The 13,897-nt window shown below is 46.2% G+C and carries 14 protein-coding genes; 5 read left to right on the forward strand and 9 right to left on the reverse strand.

The window, feature by feature from the left end; genetic code table 11:
* Nucleotide 1: 1 nt before the first annotated feature.
* From ACYVAM_RS23200 to mutY, 4 genes are all read right to left on the reverse strand, one after another.
* A complete protein-coding gene (locus tag ACYVAM_RS23200; RefSeq protein WP_461071510.1) occupies nt 2-1,036 on the reverse strand; it encodes a phytanoyl-CoA dioxygenase family protein in 1,035 nt (344 codons plus the stop codon).
* A gap of 103 nt (nt 1,037-1,139) precedes the next feature.
* On the reverse strand, nt 1,140-2,483 hold the full coding sequence (gene gldE, locus ACYVAM_RS23205) for a gliding motility-associated protein GldE (RefSeq protein WP_461071512.1): 1,344 nt from the start codon (nt 2,481-2,483) through the stop codon (nt 1,140-1,142).
* A 41-nt stretch (nt 2,484-2,524) separates the two neighbouring features.
* Nucleotides 2,525-3,049 (reverse strand): single-stranded DNA-binding protein, encoded by a 525-nt coding sequence (locus tag ACYVAM_RS23210; RefSeq protein ID WP_461071514.1) that lies wholly within the window; start codon nt 3,047-3,049, stop codon nt 2,525-2,527.
* 73 nt (nt 3,050-3,122) lie between these two features.
* The gene (gene mutY / locus ACYVAM_RS23215; protein WP_461071516.1) at nt 3,123-4,211 is read right to left on the reverse strand and encodes an A/G-specific adenine glycosylase; all 1,089 of its coding nucleotides are present in this window, start codon (nt 4,209-4,211) and stop codon (nt 3,123-3,125) included.
* A 140-nt stretch (nt 4,212-4,351) separates the two neighbouring features.
* Here mutY and ACYVAM_RS23220 point away from each other — a divergent pair, with 140 nt between their 5' ends.
* The 3 genes from ACYVAM_RS23220 (at nt 4,352) to ACYVAM_RS23230 (ending at nt 7,556) form a co-directional block, all read left to right on the forward strand.
* Nucleotides 4,352-4,654: an HU family DNA-binding protein gene (locus ACYVAM_RS23220; RefSeq protein WP_046577075.1), complete on the forward strand. Its 303-nt coding sequence runs from the start codon at nt 4,352-4,354 to the stop codon at nt 4,652-4,654.
* Nucleotides 4,655-4,710: 56 nt separating this feature from the next.
* Nucleotides 4,711-5,595, forward strand: coding sequence for a tetratricopeptide repeat protein (locus ACYVAM_RS23225; protein WP_461071518.1), 885 nt, complete (start codon nt 4,711-4,713; stop codon nt 5,593-5,595).
* Between the two features lie 398 nt (nt 5,596-5,993).
* Nucleotides 5,994-7,556, forward strand: coding sequence for an Rne/Rng family ribonuclease (locus tag ACYVAM_RS23230; protein WP_461071520.1), 1,563 nt, complete (start codon nt 5,994-5,996; stop codon nt 7,554-7,556).
* A 92-nt stretch (nt 7,557-7,648) separates the two neighbouring features.
* Here the strand turns inward: ACYVAM_RS23230 and ACYVAM_RS23235 are convergent, their stop codons facing one another.
* Genes ACYVAM_RS23235 through ACYVAM_RS23245 form a run of 3 tightly spaced genes read right to left on the reverse strand, consistent with a single transcriptional unit; the run spans nt 7,649 to nt 9,142 of the window.
* Entirely contained in the window at nt 7,649-8,764 is a 1,116-nt protein-coding gene (locus ACYVAM_RS23235; RefSeq protein WP_461071522.1) for a lysophospholipid acyltransferase family protein, read from the reverse strand.
* 14 nt (nt 8,765-8,778) lie between these two features.
* Nucleotides 8,779-8,931, reverse strand: a complete 153-nt coding sequence (locus tag ACYVAM_RS23240) for a hypothetical protein (RefSeq protein WP_461071524.1) — start codon at nt 8,929-8,931, stop codon at nt 8,779-8,781.
* A 58-nt stretch (nt 8,932-8,989) separates the two neighbouring features.
* Nucleotides 8,990-9,142 (reverse strand): hypothetical protein, encoded by a 153-nt coding sequence (locus tag ACYVAM_RS23245; RefSeq protein WP_461071524.1) that lies wholly within the window; start codon nt 9,140-9,142, stop codon nt 8,990-8,992.
* 187 nt (nt 9,143-9,329) lie between these two features.
* Between ACYVAM_RS23245 and ACYVAM_RS23250 the strand changes: the two genes are divergently transcribed.
* Nucleotides 9,330-10,340: a LytTR family DNA-binding domain-containing protein gene (locus tag ACYVAM_RS23250; RefSeq protein ID WP_461071526.1), complete on the forward strand. Its 1,011-nt coding sequence runs from the start codon at nt 9,330-9,332 to the stop codon at nt 10,338-10,340.
* A 6-nt stretch (nt 10,341-10,346) separates the two neighbouring features.
* Here ACYVAM_RS23250 and ACYVAM_RS23255 read toward each other — a convergent pair whose 3' ends face one another.
* Entirely contained in the window at nt 10,347-11,042 is a 696-nt protein-coding gene (locus ACYVAM_RS23255; RefSeq protein WP_046580019.1) for a LuxR C-terminal-related transcriptional regulator, read from the reverse strand.
* 226 nt (nt 11,043-11,268) lie between these two features.
* On the opposite strand from ACYVAM_RS23255, the gene ACYVAM_RS23260 reads away from it, so the two are divergent.
* Complete coding sequence (locus tag ACYVAM_RS23260; protein WP_461071528.1) at nt 11,269-11,655, forward strand: hypothetical protein; 387 nt, start codon at nt 11,269-11,271, stop codon at nt 11,653-11,655.
* Between the two features lie 71 nt (nt 11,656-11,726).
* Here the strand turns inward: ACYVAM_RS23260 and dnaG are convergent, their stop codons facing one another.
* Nucleotides 11,727-13,835, reverse strand: a complete 2,109-nt coding sequence (gene dnaG, locus ACYVAM_RS23265; protein WP_461071529.1) for a DNA primase — start codon at nt 13,833-13,835, stop codon at nt 11,727-11,729.
* Nucleotides 13,836-13,897: the final 62 nt, after the last annotated feature.

The raw sequence follows: 13,897 nt of genomic DNA on the forward strand, positions 1-13,897 counted from the left end.
CCTACATTGTCTTACCTCGATCAAAAATATCCTCCTGATCAGGCATTGTCGGGTTAACAAATACGTCGGCACCGTTTATCGTGCGTCGTATCGGTTCAGTATTTGGGCTCTGACGATGATGTTTATAGGCCTTATCAGACGAATAGTGGCATACGTATGACTTTCGGGTTTGCGCTGGATTCCGGATTTCTTCTCCGCCGTGCGCCAGGGCAGCATGCCAGATCAGAACCTCTCCTTTTTTGATCAATAACGTTTTCTTTTCGAGCCCGGCACTCGCGCAGGCAGCATCGAGGTATCTGGCAAAATCGTTTGGATTCAGCGTTGATTTACCATTAAAAAAGATCCCATTACCAAAATTAAATTTATCGATTTTGTGCGAACCGGGATAATACGATAGCGGCCCCGAATCAATATGTACGTCCTCAAGTGCTATCCAGGCAGCAGCCAGATGACTCGGAATCTCGGATACGACGTAGGCAAAGTCCTGATGTGTTGGTTGCTGACTGCCATATTTGAACAGCAAACTTTGCATGCCAATTACTTTATCATCAAATACTGCTTCCAGGAAAGTAACGATGTTCTTGTGAAGCATTATTTTTTTGCCGATTACTGAGTTATCGTGAAAATCATTGAATTTGAGAAACGGTCCGTTCAACACAGATTTAGGAACACTGTTTACAGGCTGCACTGGATTAGCCTGATATTCCGGTAGGTCGATCCGTACCTGAGTCTGGTATTTTTCGTGGTGCTCGATCAGTTCCTCAACTTCGCGCCAAAGCTGGTCCAGCCATTCTGTCGGAATGGCCTGCCCTAAAATGACATAGCCGTTGTCGCGCCAGAAAGTTAGTTTTTCGCTTAAATCGTATGGCAAGTCATTAGCTGCAGGAAACTGTTTAACAAAAGCGTCAATATCAGCATTGCTCTTGTCGATCCAGGGCAAGGAGTCATACGGAAACTCGGTAACAGGTGTCTCTTTTTGTGCTGGGTGAATCACCTGTTTGGCAACAGACTTTAATCTAGAAAAAATGCTGGTCATATGTTTGTGGTAGAAAGCTTCAAGTAAACTTACTCAAAGCCAGCTAGCCTACAACAATAAATTACTAAACGGTAGATTGTGTATATAAAGATGCGGCCCTTTTCTAACTGGCCTCTACAGCTTCATCACTTTTCTTAACCCGCACCTCATTAATTCGTTTATCATCTGCAGATAAGACATGAAAAAGAAATCCAGCATAGGTTATCTCTTCATTGGGTTTAGGCAGCCGGTTGAACAGTTCCAGTAATAACCCGCCAAGTGATTCACTATCACCCTGAACGGCTTCAAATGTTGTTGCATCGACATTTAAAACACGGCACACATCGGTAAGGGGCATTTTCCCTTCAAAGACTACAGTCTGATCATCTTCACGCCTGTAGCCAAGCGGAGCTTCATCATCGAACTCGTCATTGATCTCACCGAATATTTCTTCAATAATATCTTCCAGCGTAACCAAACCCCGCGTTCCGCCATATTCATCGACCACAACGGCCATATGCACACGCCGTTTCTGAAAATCCTGCAAAAGGTCATCTACCTTCTTATTTTCTGGAATAAAGAATGCTGGTCTCAGCAACGATTGCCAGTTGAAAGAATCATCCTGATGAATATGCGTCAACAAATCTTTAATGTATAAAATACCCTCAATCTGGTCGAGCGATTCATGAAAAACGGGCACTCTGGAATAGCCCGATGCGTTGATCTGTTCCATGAGCTCACTAAATGTCAGGTCATCTTCTACCGCCGAAATATCCAATCTGGCACGCATCACTTGACGGGCCGTCAGATTACTGAAATTAACAATCCCCTTAAGTATTTCTTTCTCTTCGACCGTTGCGTTTGTACCCGTCAATTCGACGGCCTGACTAAGCTCTTCAACGGATAATTTATAGCCTTTTCGCTCAATCCGGCGGTCCACCTGATTACTTAAATTAACCAACACCATGGCCAGAGGGCGAAAGACGGCCAAACCAATTTTGGCCAAAGAGGCCGTTTTACGAGCCACCGTCAGGTTATTCTGACTGGCATACACTTTAGGCACTATTTCCCCAAAAAGTACAATAGCAATGGTTGTTGCCAATGTGACGACAGGCAATACCCAACCCAACCCCTGCGACGTTTGAGAGAACTCCCAGGTGAGGTAGGTGACAATGACGACAATGGCGATATTCAATAGGTTATTAAAGATTACCAGCGACGCCAAAAGTCTTTTGGGTCGTTCGAGGAGGCTGGCGATACGCTGGTCATCGGCCAGATGACTATCCCGGCAAGAAGCCCGGTCATCGGGCGACAGCGAGAAGAAGGCTGCTTCTGAAGCTGATACTAAACCAGCCAGCGTAAGCAGTAATAAAATAAGCGCCGTATAAGGGCCGTATAAATCAAAATAGGTGCCCCAGCCGTCTGTGGCCAGGAGCACCTGTCGAGGAAGAGGATCACTAAGGTCCATGTATATCAAATCTCGTTCAACAAGTGAGCGCACTACGTAGGTTAGAACGGTAAATCGTCATCACTACTGTTGCTCTCAAAGGGTACTGGTTCTGGCTCTCGGCGCTGTGCTGGCTGTTGCCGGGGGGCTTGAGCGGCCTGTGGGGCGGGTTGCTGCCGGGGGGCACTGGCTGGCTGCGTCGGAGCGGCCTGCTGACGGGGAGCCTCATACGAGGGCTCATCCTGACGGCCGTCATTTGGAGCACCCAACAGTTGCATCGTGTTGGCCCGCACGCGTAGCGAAGTCCGCTCTTTGCCTTCCTTATCTGTCCATAACTCCGTCCGTAAACGGCCTTCGACGTATACAGAATTGCCTTTCTTCAAATATTTCTCAGCTACTTTAGCCTGTTCATTCCATAACTCAACACGAAACCACTCGGTTTGCTCAACTTTTTCGCCGTTCCGGTTCGTATATTTTTCGGTAGTTGCCACGTTAAACGTCGCGACGACAGCTCCGCCGTCCAGATAACGTACTTCAGGATCAGCGCCTAAGTTACCGATAATTGTCATCTTATTAAGACTTGCCATGCTCTTTGTTTTGTTGGTTACTTCTTAAAAATAGGTAGTGTTTAGATGATTAAAGATACTGAATTGTACCGACTTATCCAAACTGCTGATCCAAATAATTTGTAACCAAAACAGGCTTGGGTAGTTTACTTATTTCTGTCGGCAAATACCATTGTAAGTCAATCGGCAAGCTAGTAACCAACGCATCCGGTACGTCGATCAAGTAAAATTTAGCCCGTATTCGTTGATGGGACAATAATTGTACCGATTCAATTGGCGGAGCAACCAGGACGCCCTCTCGAACGAGCTGGCCAACCAAGTCAGCTAATGGTATGTCTCGCAACGCAGTTTTCGGCTCATCGGTTTCCTGCAGGTGAAAATCATATAGATTTTGCCAGATATCGCGGTCAGTCCGCTCCCGGAGAGCCAGGCGGCCATTGTGTCTGAATACAAAGTAGTTAAAGAACCGCTCACGCACGGGTGCTTTTTTCGATTTAACAGGCAGCAGGTGCTGACGCCCGGTCAGGAAAGCGATACATTGTTGCTGAACCGGACACAGAAGGCAATCGGGAGCAACAGGCGTACAATGAATGGCCCCAAACTCCATAATCGCCTGATTGTAGGTAGCTGGATCATGGGCCGATTGAATCAGTTGCATAGCCAGGCTGGCGAACGTTTTCTTGGCCATTGTGGTAGTAATGTCTTCAGTAACCCCGAACACACGTGCCAGTACCCGATACACGTTGCCATCAACCACAGGCACACGCTCGCCAAAAGCAAATGAAGCTATAGCGGCTGCAGTATAGGTGCCTATACCCTTCATTTTCAAGAGCTCGTGGTAAGTTTCCGGAAACTTACCATCTAGTTTATCAGTTACATAACGAGCAGTCTGGTGCAGATTTCGAGCGCGGGAATAATAGCCAAGCCCCTGCCAAAGGCGGAGTAATTCCCGCTCGTCGGCACGGGCCATGTCGACCACGGTTGGATAGGCTTCGACAAAGCGCTCATAATACGGTTTCCCCTGCGCTACGCGGGTTTGCTGGAGAATTATTTCCGACAGCCAAATGCGATAGGGATCAACGGTATGACGCCATGGAAGGTCTCGTTTATGCACGGCATACCACTGTTCCAGTATGGGTGCAAATGTGATTTGAATACCGTTAGAGTCTGATTGCCAATTCAAAATAAAACAAAAAATTAAGTCGTTACTTAGAAAAACGGGAGTACAGGGTTTTATAATTTATGGGAAACCCCTACCTTTGTGCTCCCATTTTTGAGACCCCAATTTTCAACAATACAGTAAACGTTAAAGTTTAAGAAGTCGTGACGAAAGCAGATGTAATTGCCGAGATCTCCGATAAGACCGGAATTGACAAGGCAGAAGTGACAAACACGCTGGAAACTTTCTTTTCAGTAGTTAAGGACTCGCTGGCCGAGGGAGAGAACATTTATGTGAGAGGGTTCGGCAGCTTCATCAATAAGAAAAGAGCCAAGAAAGTAGCCCGGAATATCTCGAAGAATACCGCCATGGTAATTGATGAGCATTTCATTCCTAGCTTTAAACCCGCCAAAGTATTTGTTGAGCAGGTGAAAACCAGCGACAAAGCCAAAGTAACGGCGGAGTAAGACAAGTAACCTGACTTGAACAGGCCCGGGCGCTTGCCTTGTAACACGAATCTTCTATGAACAAATCTGTATTATTTGTTATCCTACTGGCTGCCGCCCTGACGGTTGGGTTATATACCCGCCCGAAAGTGGTCGTACGCAATGAAGAGAAACAGATTGCTACAGCAACCTCTGGAGGTCATGCAATGCAAGCGCCCACTACTGTTCAGGGAGGAACGGATTCACTCAACGTACAATCGTCCAAAAATGGCGCCGACGCGTCGGCAATCCACGAGAAGCCTGTATCGCCAGCACAACGGAAGCAGCTGGAAACACTGGAAACCGCGTTTGCTGCGGCAAGCCCGGCCCAGAAAGAGGCTGTTGGCCTGAAGCTAATTAACGCGTTCCGTGAAGCCACTCGTTATGACAGCGCAGCTCATTATGCGGAACTGGTTGCCTTGGCCCAGCCCAATGAGCGCACGCTGGTACGGGCTGGCGATGAGTATTTCGAAGCGTATACATTTGCCGTAGACGACAAGAAAACAGCCATGCTGGGTCAAAAAACCCGACAGTTCTATCAACAGGCGCTGGCTAAAAACCCGAACCTGCTGTCGGCAAAGGCTAATATGGCCATGACCTATGTAAATACCGATACGCCAATGCAGGGAATTATGCTGCTACGTGAGATATTGAAGCAGGAACCAACAAATGAATTAGCCCTGTTTAATTTAGGTTTGTTATCCATGCGATCGAACCAATATGAACGGGCGATTGAGCGATTCCGGCAAATTTTGGTGAATAACCCAACGAGCCGGAAAGCGCAGTTTTATCTGGGTATCAGTTTAGCCGAAGCCGGTCAGAAAGCCGAAGCCAAAAAAGTGCTCGCTCAGGTAAAAGAGCAGGAGAAAGACCCGCAGATTCTGGCCGCTGTACGCGAGTACGAAGAGCGGCTATCTCATTGAGTTATAGAGTCGAAAAGGAATGAAGGTGAAAAGCTCTTGACTGTTCACGATCTGCTAACCTCATCCCTTTAACGCTATACAACTTTTTTAAGCCGTCCGGGTGGGCGGCCGATACTATTTTCAACCATTAAACACTGTTTAACTATGCCTTGCGGTAAGAAACGGAAACGGCACAAGATTGCCACTCACAAGCGGAAGAAACGGCTAAGAAAAAATCGGCATAAGAAAAAATAGTTTGTAGTTCATGGTTCGTTATTTGCTAATATTGACTCGTTCAATAGCATGTACGCGATAAACCGTGAACTACAGACTCATTTTGTGGGAGCCTCGGCCGGTCTGCAAAGCCCGAACGTGGCTTCTTTCTTTTTATACAGCCATTCTAACCGTACATTCATCTTGTGAGTAATGAATTAGTTATCAGTTCGACTCAGAAAGGTGATCGGATTGCGCTCTTGCAAAACAAGAGATTGCTGGAGTATCACGAAGAAGAGTTAGACAGCAGCTTCACCGTTGGCGATCTATACTTAGGAACAGTCAAAAAACTTTCATCGGGCCTTAACGCAGCTTTTGTTGACGTTGGTCACGAAAAAGATGGTTTTTTGCACTATCAGGACTTGGGGCCGAATATCAATTCGCTCAACAAGCTGGTCAAAGATGTAATTGCCAAGCGCGTCACTACCGGACGGCTCAACCCTAACCAGTTGGAGCCGGTTATCGAAAAAATTGGGAAAATCGATAAGGTGCTGACGAAAAACGCGCCCATTCTGGTTCAGATAGTTAAAGAGCCTATCTCAACCAAAGGTCCACGCCTTTCCTGCGACATTTCTATTGCCGGACGCTATTTGGTTCTGGTACCCTTTTCAGACGGGGTAAACCTATCTAAAAAAATTACCGACCGTGCCGAGCGGTCGCGGTTGATGCGGCTGATGTCGTCGCTTAAACCTAAAAACTTTGGCGTTATTGTCCGGACAGTCGCCCAGGATAAAGACGTTGAAGAACTCGACCGGGACCTGCAAAACTCACTGGCCAAGTGGGACCAGGCTATTAAATCCCTTGCCGATGCCAAGCCCCGCGATAGAATCCTGGGCGAAATGAATCGTGCTTCGTCTATTTTACGGGATATGCTCAACGAATCGTTTGAGAGTATTACTGTGGATACGCGCGAGTCATTTGACGAAATCAGAGATTACATTCACACGATTGCCCCCGATAAGGAGAAAATAGTTAAGCTTCACACGGGCAAAACGAAGGTTTTTGAAGCCCTCGGGCTTGAAAAACAGCTAAAATCGTTATTTGGACGATCCGTTAGTTTACCGGGCGGTGGGTATTTGATTATTGAGCATACCGAAGCGTTGCACGTTATCGACGTTAACAGCGGCAATAAATCAAACTCCGAGGAAGATCAGGAAGCAACAGCCGTAAGCGTAAACCGCGAAGCCGCTAAAGAGATCGCGCGTCAGCTTCGATTGCGCGATATGGGTGGTATCATCGTTATCGATTTCATCGATATGAAGAAAGCAGAGAATAAAAAACTTCTGCAAGACATCATGCGCGATGAGATGAAACCCGAGCGATCCAAGTTTACGATCCTCCCCTTAACAAAGTTTGGCCTCATGCAGATAACACGCCAGCGTGTTAGGCCTGAGATGAATATTGTTACTCGGGAAGTTTGCCCAACTTGTGGTGGCACAGGTACCATTCAAGCCAGTGTTCTAGTAACCGACGTGATTGAAAACAACCTTGATTACATACTTACCAAGCAAAATGAGCGTGGTATTTCAATCTCAATGAATCCCTTTCTGTATGCTTACTATACAAAAGGAGTCTATTCGAAGCAGGTTCAGTGGTATATGAAATATAAAGTATGGGTCAAACTGGTTAAGGACACGTCGCTTGGTATGGTGAATTTCAAATTTTTCAACAAGTCAGGAGAGGAAATTGAAGTTGGTACCAATGCGTAGAACGTAGTAAAATTTTACTACGCTTTTCATACAAATAAGGCCCGAACCTAGTAGTAGATTCGGGCCTTGTTTATGTCAAACCAGAACGTTGATTAGTGAAGCACTTCCATTTCCAGTAATTCTCCGAAAACTTCCTCCCCAACAACTTCTTCTACCGACTCAACTCCGTTTAGGTTGAGTAGTAAATCACGCAAGTCTTCAGTTATCTCATACGTTTGGTAGAGCTGTCGATCAAAAAGGATCGGTGCCTGTTGAAGATCACACAGTGAATATCGCTCTTCATTAAAGGCAGGCCGAATGCCTCCCCGTCGAGTAAGCCCGTTTTTAGGCCTTTCAGGCTCTAGGAATGAATGTATATAATTCCACCCTTCCCACTGTTCCGGGTATTGATTCAGGAATGGCCAGAAGGCATCATAAAGTTGCTGCATGGCTTCCTGACAATAGATTTCCCGATCACTTTGCACAATTGGTCGAATTGGCTTCAGGCAATGTAACACGTTGGTCATATCGGGCTGGCGGTAACTCACGACGGGTACAATAGGGATGCCCGTTGCATGAGAAAGATAACCAACCCCTTTGCGCGTTTTAACGCGTCGATTACCAAATCGCACAGACAGAAACTGTGATTCGTCACCTGCTTCAGGCGCCGTTTCGGGGCTGCCATCTACATAAACGATCAACGATCGTCCGGCTTTTAATTCCCGCAGAACCGTCAGTCCGGCCGAGGGGCTTCCTGTTTCAACTACGCGAAAAACGTTGGTTAGCCCGTGTTTTTGTCGTAATCCTTCAATGTGTTCTGCCATGCCATCGCCCTGGGACCGATTCATATTACTACCCACCAATAGTACACAATCTACACCCTGCCGGAAGAGCACACTGGTCAGTAGACGGTAGGAACCGAGGTGATACGTACAATAAATGCGGGGGCCAGCTTCCTTCTTCAGCATTTTATGTGCCCCGCGCTGTTTTACCAGATCGCCAGCGGATAAACATTGCTGATCAAAGTTGGTCAAAACCTGTTGCAACAATAATTGACTGAACATTGTTGCATGACTGTCGCGGGGTATTTCGGGCAGGAGATTCCCAACGGTAGCTGAGAACGTTGTGAACTTCATCAGGTAGCCCTGTTCTTTTTCGAGGTCTACCTGCTCAAAGTGTTTACGGCAGTTCTCCAGCTCTTGCTTATAAAGTTGCTTTGCAGTTAGCATGGCGTGTATATAAATTAGCGAACGGCTACCATTTTCGACAGATCGAAACTGCTGCAGCAAGCACCATCTGCCAGGAACTTCAATACGTTGGCTGATTCTGACTTGGCTACTGATTTCGAGATTGCTTTAACAACTTGAGCTGGTTTGATACTGAATTGATTTTTCATGATGATCTATTTTCGAATGATTGTTAGAAATTGCTTTACAGAGTATGGTATGTATAAATTAGCGGACGGCTACCATTTTCGACAAATCGAAACTGCTGCAGCAAGCACCGTCTGCCAGGAACTTCAATACGTTGGCTGATTCTGACTTGGCCACTGATTTCGAGATTGCTTTAACAACTTGAGCTGGTTTGATACTGAATTGATTTTTCATGATGACCTATTGTTTAAATGATTGTTAGAAGTTGCTTTGTTTGATCAGCGCCTAAACAGCGCCTTTTTGTTGATACAAAGCTACTGGCTGAAGCAAGGGTCATCAATGAACAAAAAGTCACTATGCGTACTTGGAATTAGTTAAATATTACTAGTATATTAGTATGAGATTTGAATAAGGGGACAGCATGAAGGAAATTCGACTCACACGGGGCTTCCTGAGAAAACCGGTCAACAGTGTTATCATACTGTTCGGTATCATTGTACTTATTGAGGCTATTTCCTGGTCTATCGGTTACGATATAAAAGCCAATAAGGTGGAAAGAGCTGGCGGTTATTTCCATTATATAGGCTTATTCCTACGCGTATTTTTGATTCCGGAATTATTCACCCTGTTTATTACCATATCGCTTGTCAATCGTTTCCATAAGTGGTTTAAGATGGAAAGCGTCGAAAACACATGGAAAGAAATAGGTCGCTATGAGCTACGTTTCCTACCAGTTTTAGCAATAGCCTTTTGGCTGTTTGATCCGGTTACACAAACTATTCGTTTTTTATTAGAACAGTACCCTACTTATTCCTTCAGCAGTTACTGGAAAGCGTACCTGGTCGATACATATACATGGAATGTATATTTCAAATATTTTTTTCCAGTACTTTTGATTGGTTACACAGCTCTTAACATTTCCCTTCTCCAGGACTTTTTACAGCAACGCCGGGAAGCCCAGGAGACTGCCGAGGCAGAAGCCGCCAAAGCCGCTCAGGAAGCCTTAGCCCTATCCGCGACTTTTCTGCCAAAACCCATTCTTCCCTCGCCATTTCTTTCTTACCTGAAGGGTAAGAACTTGCTCGGAGAACTTGATTTCCCGGTGAATGACGTCTATTATTTTACGATTGAAGAGCGGTTTTACTACGCAGAGTTAGCCAAAGGGCGATATATGATCAGTAAAACGCTGAACGAACTGGAGGCCGAATTAGACCCTACCCAGTTCTTTCGGATAAAACGAGACTACATTGTTAACCGACAGGCTGTTTTAAATTATGCCTATTGGGAAAATGGAAAATATATTGTCCGCGTAAACACACCTGAAGGCCACGACATTATCGTTCCCCGCGCACGAATGCAGGAATTCAGGGAATGGCTTCAGAGCGGTCAGGGACCGTTTGCTACGTCCGACTCATTTATGTTGGCTACCTAAGGGCATTTACAAGTAATTTTTAACCGCAATACCATATTTAGGTAACTGACGGCAACTATTCAACTGGAGCTTTTTCGCTATGTGCGCTTTGTGATTTACAGCCGTCCGGTAGCTAATATTCAGTTTATCAGCAATATCCGTGGCCGTGTGCCCATTTGCAATCATCCGTAATACTTCCCGTTCACGCTGGGTCAGGCGACTGAGTTCTGCACGGGTGGAGTCAGAGATAACGTCTACGCCATATCCTTTCAGTAAGTTCATAAAGCCATTGCTGTAATAACAGCCCCCATTGCTAACCGTCTGAAAGCAACGGTACAACTCATCCAGACCATCAGTAGCATACAGAAACCCAAAGAAGCCAATCTGCATGGCATTGGCAACCATTCTCAAATCAGAATTTCGGGTATACAGGATAAACTTTGTCTGCTGGTTCGACTGTTGCATCTGCTCAACAATCCCAAAGCTCTGCTGGCCTGAAATTTCTGCTTCCAGAATTACGCACTGTGGGCGCTTCACTCTGATCTGTTGTAATGTGTCTTCCATTTCAACCGCTCGGCCTACAACATTATAGCCCTGCTCTTTCAATAGCTGACTCAAAACTTCGCAGTTAAACAACTCAGATTGGGCAACGAGGATTGAAAAGTCCCGGCGCCGAATCGCGAACTTCTTTGTGAGTTCTTCACGACTGTCTACTTGATTCATGATCATTTACATCTATAGGTGGAACAAGGTAACAAGGATAAAGGCCATTCGGCAATACCACATGAATGAAATCACCCATTTTCCGGACGAAATCAACTATTTAGTCAAAACTATTTGGGTGATTTCGTCCGGAAAAATGGTGATTTCACGCAAAACAGCTTGCTTTCAGCCTAAATAGGAGCCTATTTTTGATCATCCAATTGCACAACACATATTTGACCATCGGATGATGAATCAGGAAGAATCAGCAATATCGTTTGGCTATGAAGCCTCAGAAGAGGAGATCCAAAAAGTCATTTTAGCATGGGCGCAGGCAACGGAAGCTTTTCATTATCGCTTTGCTAAATTGGATCGCCTGATCAATACGTTACAATCAGTAGCCCATCGGAAGCCTAGCGCTAACCGGGCTCGCTTAAATCGGCTTGTCGCATTGCGCCAACATATGGGCGATGTATTGATGACCTTACTGCTAGATATGTCGAGCCAGAAGACAGGTCAACCAGCTCAACTATCTAAACCCGGTCAACTCTATTCACATGCTAATTTGTTGGATGAGTTGAATCGACAAATCGATGTCGAATTGATCAGCGTCACACACGTCGCTCAAGCTTAGTGTTCACCCTCCCCTCCTATAAAGGTTAGCCCCGGCATTTGCCAGGGCTTTTTTTATGCACTTTTGGGCACTTATCCAGAAATCACCGTGCCTAGAAGGCTTGAAATTTCGATGTCGATTCGCTTAAAGTGCATAAACTCAGCCAACAGTTGGTCAGCCTCTTCAGCCGGTTTGTTACTTGCTTCACGAAGAAGTTGCTGTAGGGTTGCCATACGCTGTTCGGCCAGCATCTTTTTGATCCGCAAAATATTACGATAAGCCGAATCTGCCAGAATCCCGATCTCCTCCTCCGAAGGCACAAGAATCTCATGCTTTAGCCAGCCACCACTAATCTCATACCGGGGCGTGGTCAAGTGAATCGCTTGGCTCTGAAGTGCGGCATTGTCGGGCCGCTCAGGGGTATCGGCACGGCGATTTAAAAAATCATCAGCTGTCAGGATATCACCCCGGCTGTAGGCTTCCCTGAACAAGGCTAGAATTACGTCATAGGGTGACGTCTGAAAGTCTATCTCGTGTAATTCACTCAGCACATACTGACAGAGCGTTATACCAGGCTCTAGTTCGCGTGTACCGTAGTTAATCAACAACCTGACACACTCCTCCTCCTGATAAGATATAGGCGTTCTAACGGGTTTTATACGCTCATCCCTATAGAATCTGTCTGGTTCTATTACATCGGGCGTAGACGCCTGCTCGAACGGTTCAGCGCCAAACCCGTCGAGTAGCAAATTTATATCATCGAAAGATGGTTCAGCTGGGGTTGATGAAGAGCCAGACGTTGTTTTTTTAGTGGTGTCACCAACCCGTTGCTGCCGTTCAGAATCCTTTTTAGTTTGATCCTGTTGCTTGCGGAGCAGTCGGTTTATTTCCGAAATAACCGACTGCTCGCTAACATGAAACACCTGCGCCACGCGTTGAGAGAGCGTCTGACGCTTGAGCGGATCGGGTATTCTGGTAATGCTGGCACAAACATCGGAGATTCCTTCTGCCCGCTTGAGTGGATTATCACCGGCTTCGGTTAGCCACTGACTGGCTTTGAAGTCGATAAAGTCCTGTGACTGCTCCTGGATGTACGTTTTAAACGCATCGGCTCCTACCTTATGGACATAGCTATCGGGGTCTTCTCCATCAGGCAACAGCAAAAGTCTAAGGTTAAGCCCTTCTTCAAGTACCATGTCCAGACCACGCAGAGCCGCCTTGATACCGGCAGCATCGCCATCATAGAGAATGGTAACATTGGGGGTAAACCGAGAAATTAACCGGATTTGCTCTGTTGTGAGCGATGTACCCGATGAAGCCACTACGTTTTTAATTCCGGCCTGATGCAATGAAATCACATCCGTATATCCCTCCGTCAGGTAACAGACATCTTCTTGCCGGATGGACTGCTTAGCCTGAAAGATTCCATATAAAACCTGACTTTTATGGTAGACCGTCGTTTCAGGCGAATTGAGGTATTTGGGGGGTGTTCCACCGGGCTGATTCTTATCCGTTTTTAAAATCCTTGCGCCAAACGCAATAACTCGCCCCGATACATTGTGGATAGGAAACATGACCCGCCCCCGAAACCGGTCAAACACCTTTTTTTCGCCCCCTGCCGTACCCTCTTTGACTAAAACTAGTCCGGCTTTTTCGAGTAGATCACGGCTATAACCCCGGCGCTGACCTTCTTTTAACAGAGCGTCCCACTGGTCTAGTGTGTACCCTAGTTCAAAGGCGTCGATGGTGGGGTTGGTGAATCCTCTTTCCCGAAAATAACTCAGGCCAATGCTCTTTCCTTCATCGGTCGTTTGCATGGTTTCCCGGAAAAACGTCTTCGCAAAGTTGAGCACAATCAATAAGCTCTCCCGTTCATTCTGGCGGAGTAGATCTTCCGGCGTTTGCTCCTGCTCTTCAATCTCGACCCCATATTTTTTAGCCAGATAGCGCAACGCTTCTCCGTAGCCAATATTTTCGATGTCCATGACAAAACGAACCGCATCACCTGCTTTACCACACCCAAAGCATTTATAGATTTGCCGGGTGGGATTTACGTTGAAGGACGGTGTTTTCTCATTGTGAAACGGGCAACAGGCAATGTAGTTACTGCCTCGTTTCTTTAGGGATACAAAGTCGTTTATGACCTCCAGAATGTCGGTTGACTGACGGATTCGCTCAACTGTTTCTTCAGGAATTCGCATTGATCAGGTACTGGTTAAAAAGATTATCAAATGTACAGCGAAAGTTTCGCGCTTGCTTCCCG

This window comes from Spirosoma horti (genome assembly GCF_054776595.1).

Bases quoted from the DNA above. Each gene is read 5' to 3' on its own strand.
- ACYVAM_RS23200 (WP_461071510.1), bottom strand. From the start codon at position 1,036: ATGACCAGCATTTTTTCTAGATTAAAGTCTGTTGCCAAACAGGTGATT.
- gldE (WP_461071512.1), bottom strand. From the start codon at position 2,483: ATGGACCTTAGTGATCCTCTTCCTCGACAGGTGCTCCTGGCCACAGAC.
- ACYVAM_RS23210 (WP_461071514.1), bottom strand. From the start codon at position 3,049: ATGGCAAGTCTTAATAAGATGACAATTATCGGTAACTTAGGCGCTGAT.
- ACYVAM_RS23225 (WP_461071518.1), top strand. From the start codon at position 4,711: ATGAACAAATCTGTATTATTTGTTATCCTACTGGCTGCCGCCCTGACG.
- ACYVAM_RS23235 (WP_461071522.1), bottom strand. From the start codon at position 8,764: ATGCTAACTGCAAAGCAACTTTATAAGCAAGAGCTGGAGAACTGCCGT.
- ACYVAM_RS23240 (WP_461071524.1), bottom strand. From the start codon at position 8,931: ATGAAAAATCAATTCAGTATCAAACCAGCTCAAGTTGTTAAAGCAATC.
- ACYVAM_RS23245 (WP_461071524.1), bottom strand. From the start codon at position 9,142: ATGAAAAATCAATTCAGTATCAAACCAGCTCAAGTTGTTAAAGCAATC.
- ACYVAM_RS23250 (WP_461071526.1), top strand. From the start codon at position 9,330: ATGAAGGAAATTCGACTCACACGGGGCTTCCTGAGAAAACCGGTCAAC.
- ACYVAM_RS23255 (WP_046580019.1), bottom strand. From the start codon at position 11,042: ATGAATCAAGTAGACAGTCGTGAAGAACTCACAAAGAAGTTCGCGATT.
- ACYVAM_RS23260 (WP_461071528.1), top strand. From the start codon at position 11,269: ATGATGAATCAGGAAGAATCAGCAATATCGTTTGGCTATGAAGCCTCA.
- dnaG (WP_461071529.1), bottom strand. From the start codon at position 13,835: ATGCGAATTCCTGAAGAAACAGTTGAGCGAATCCGTCAGTCAACCGAC.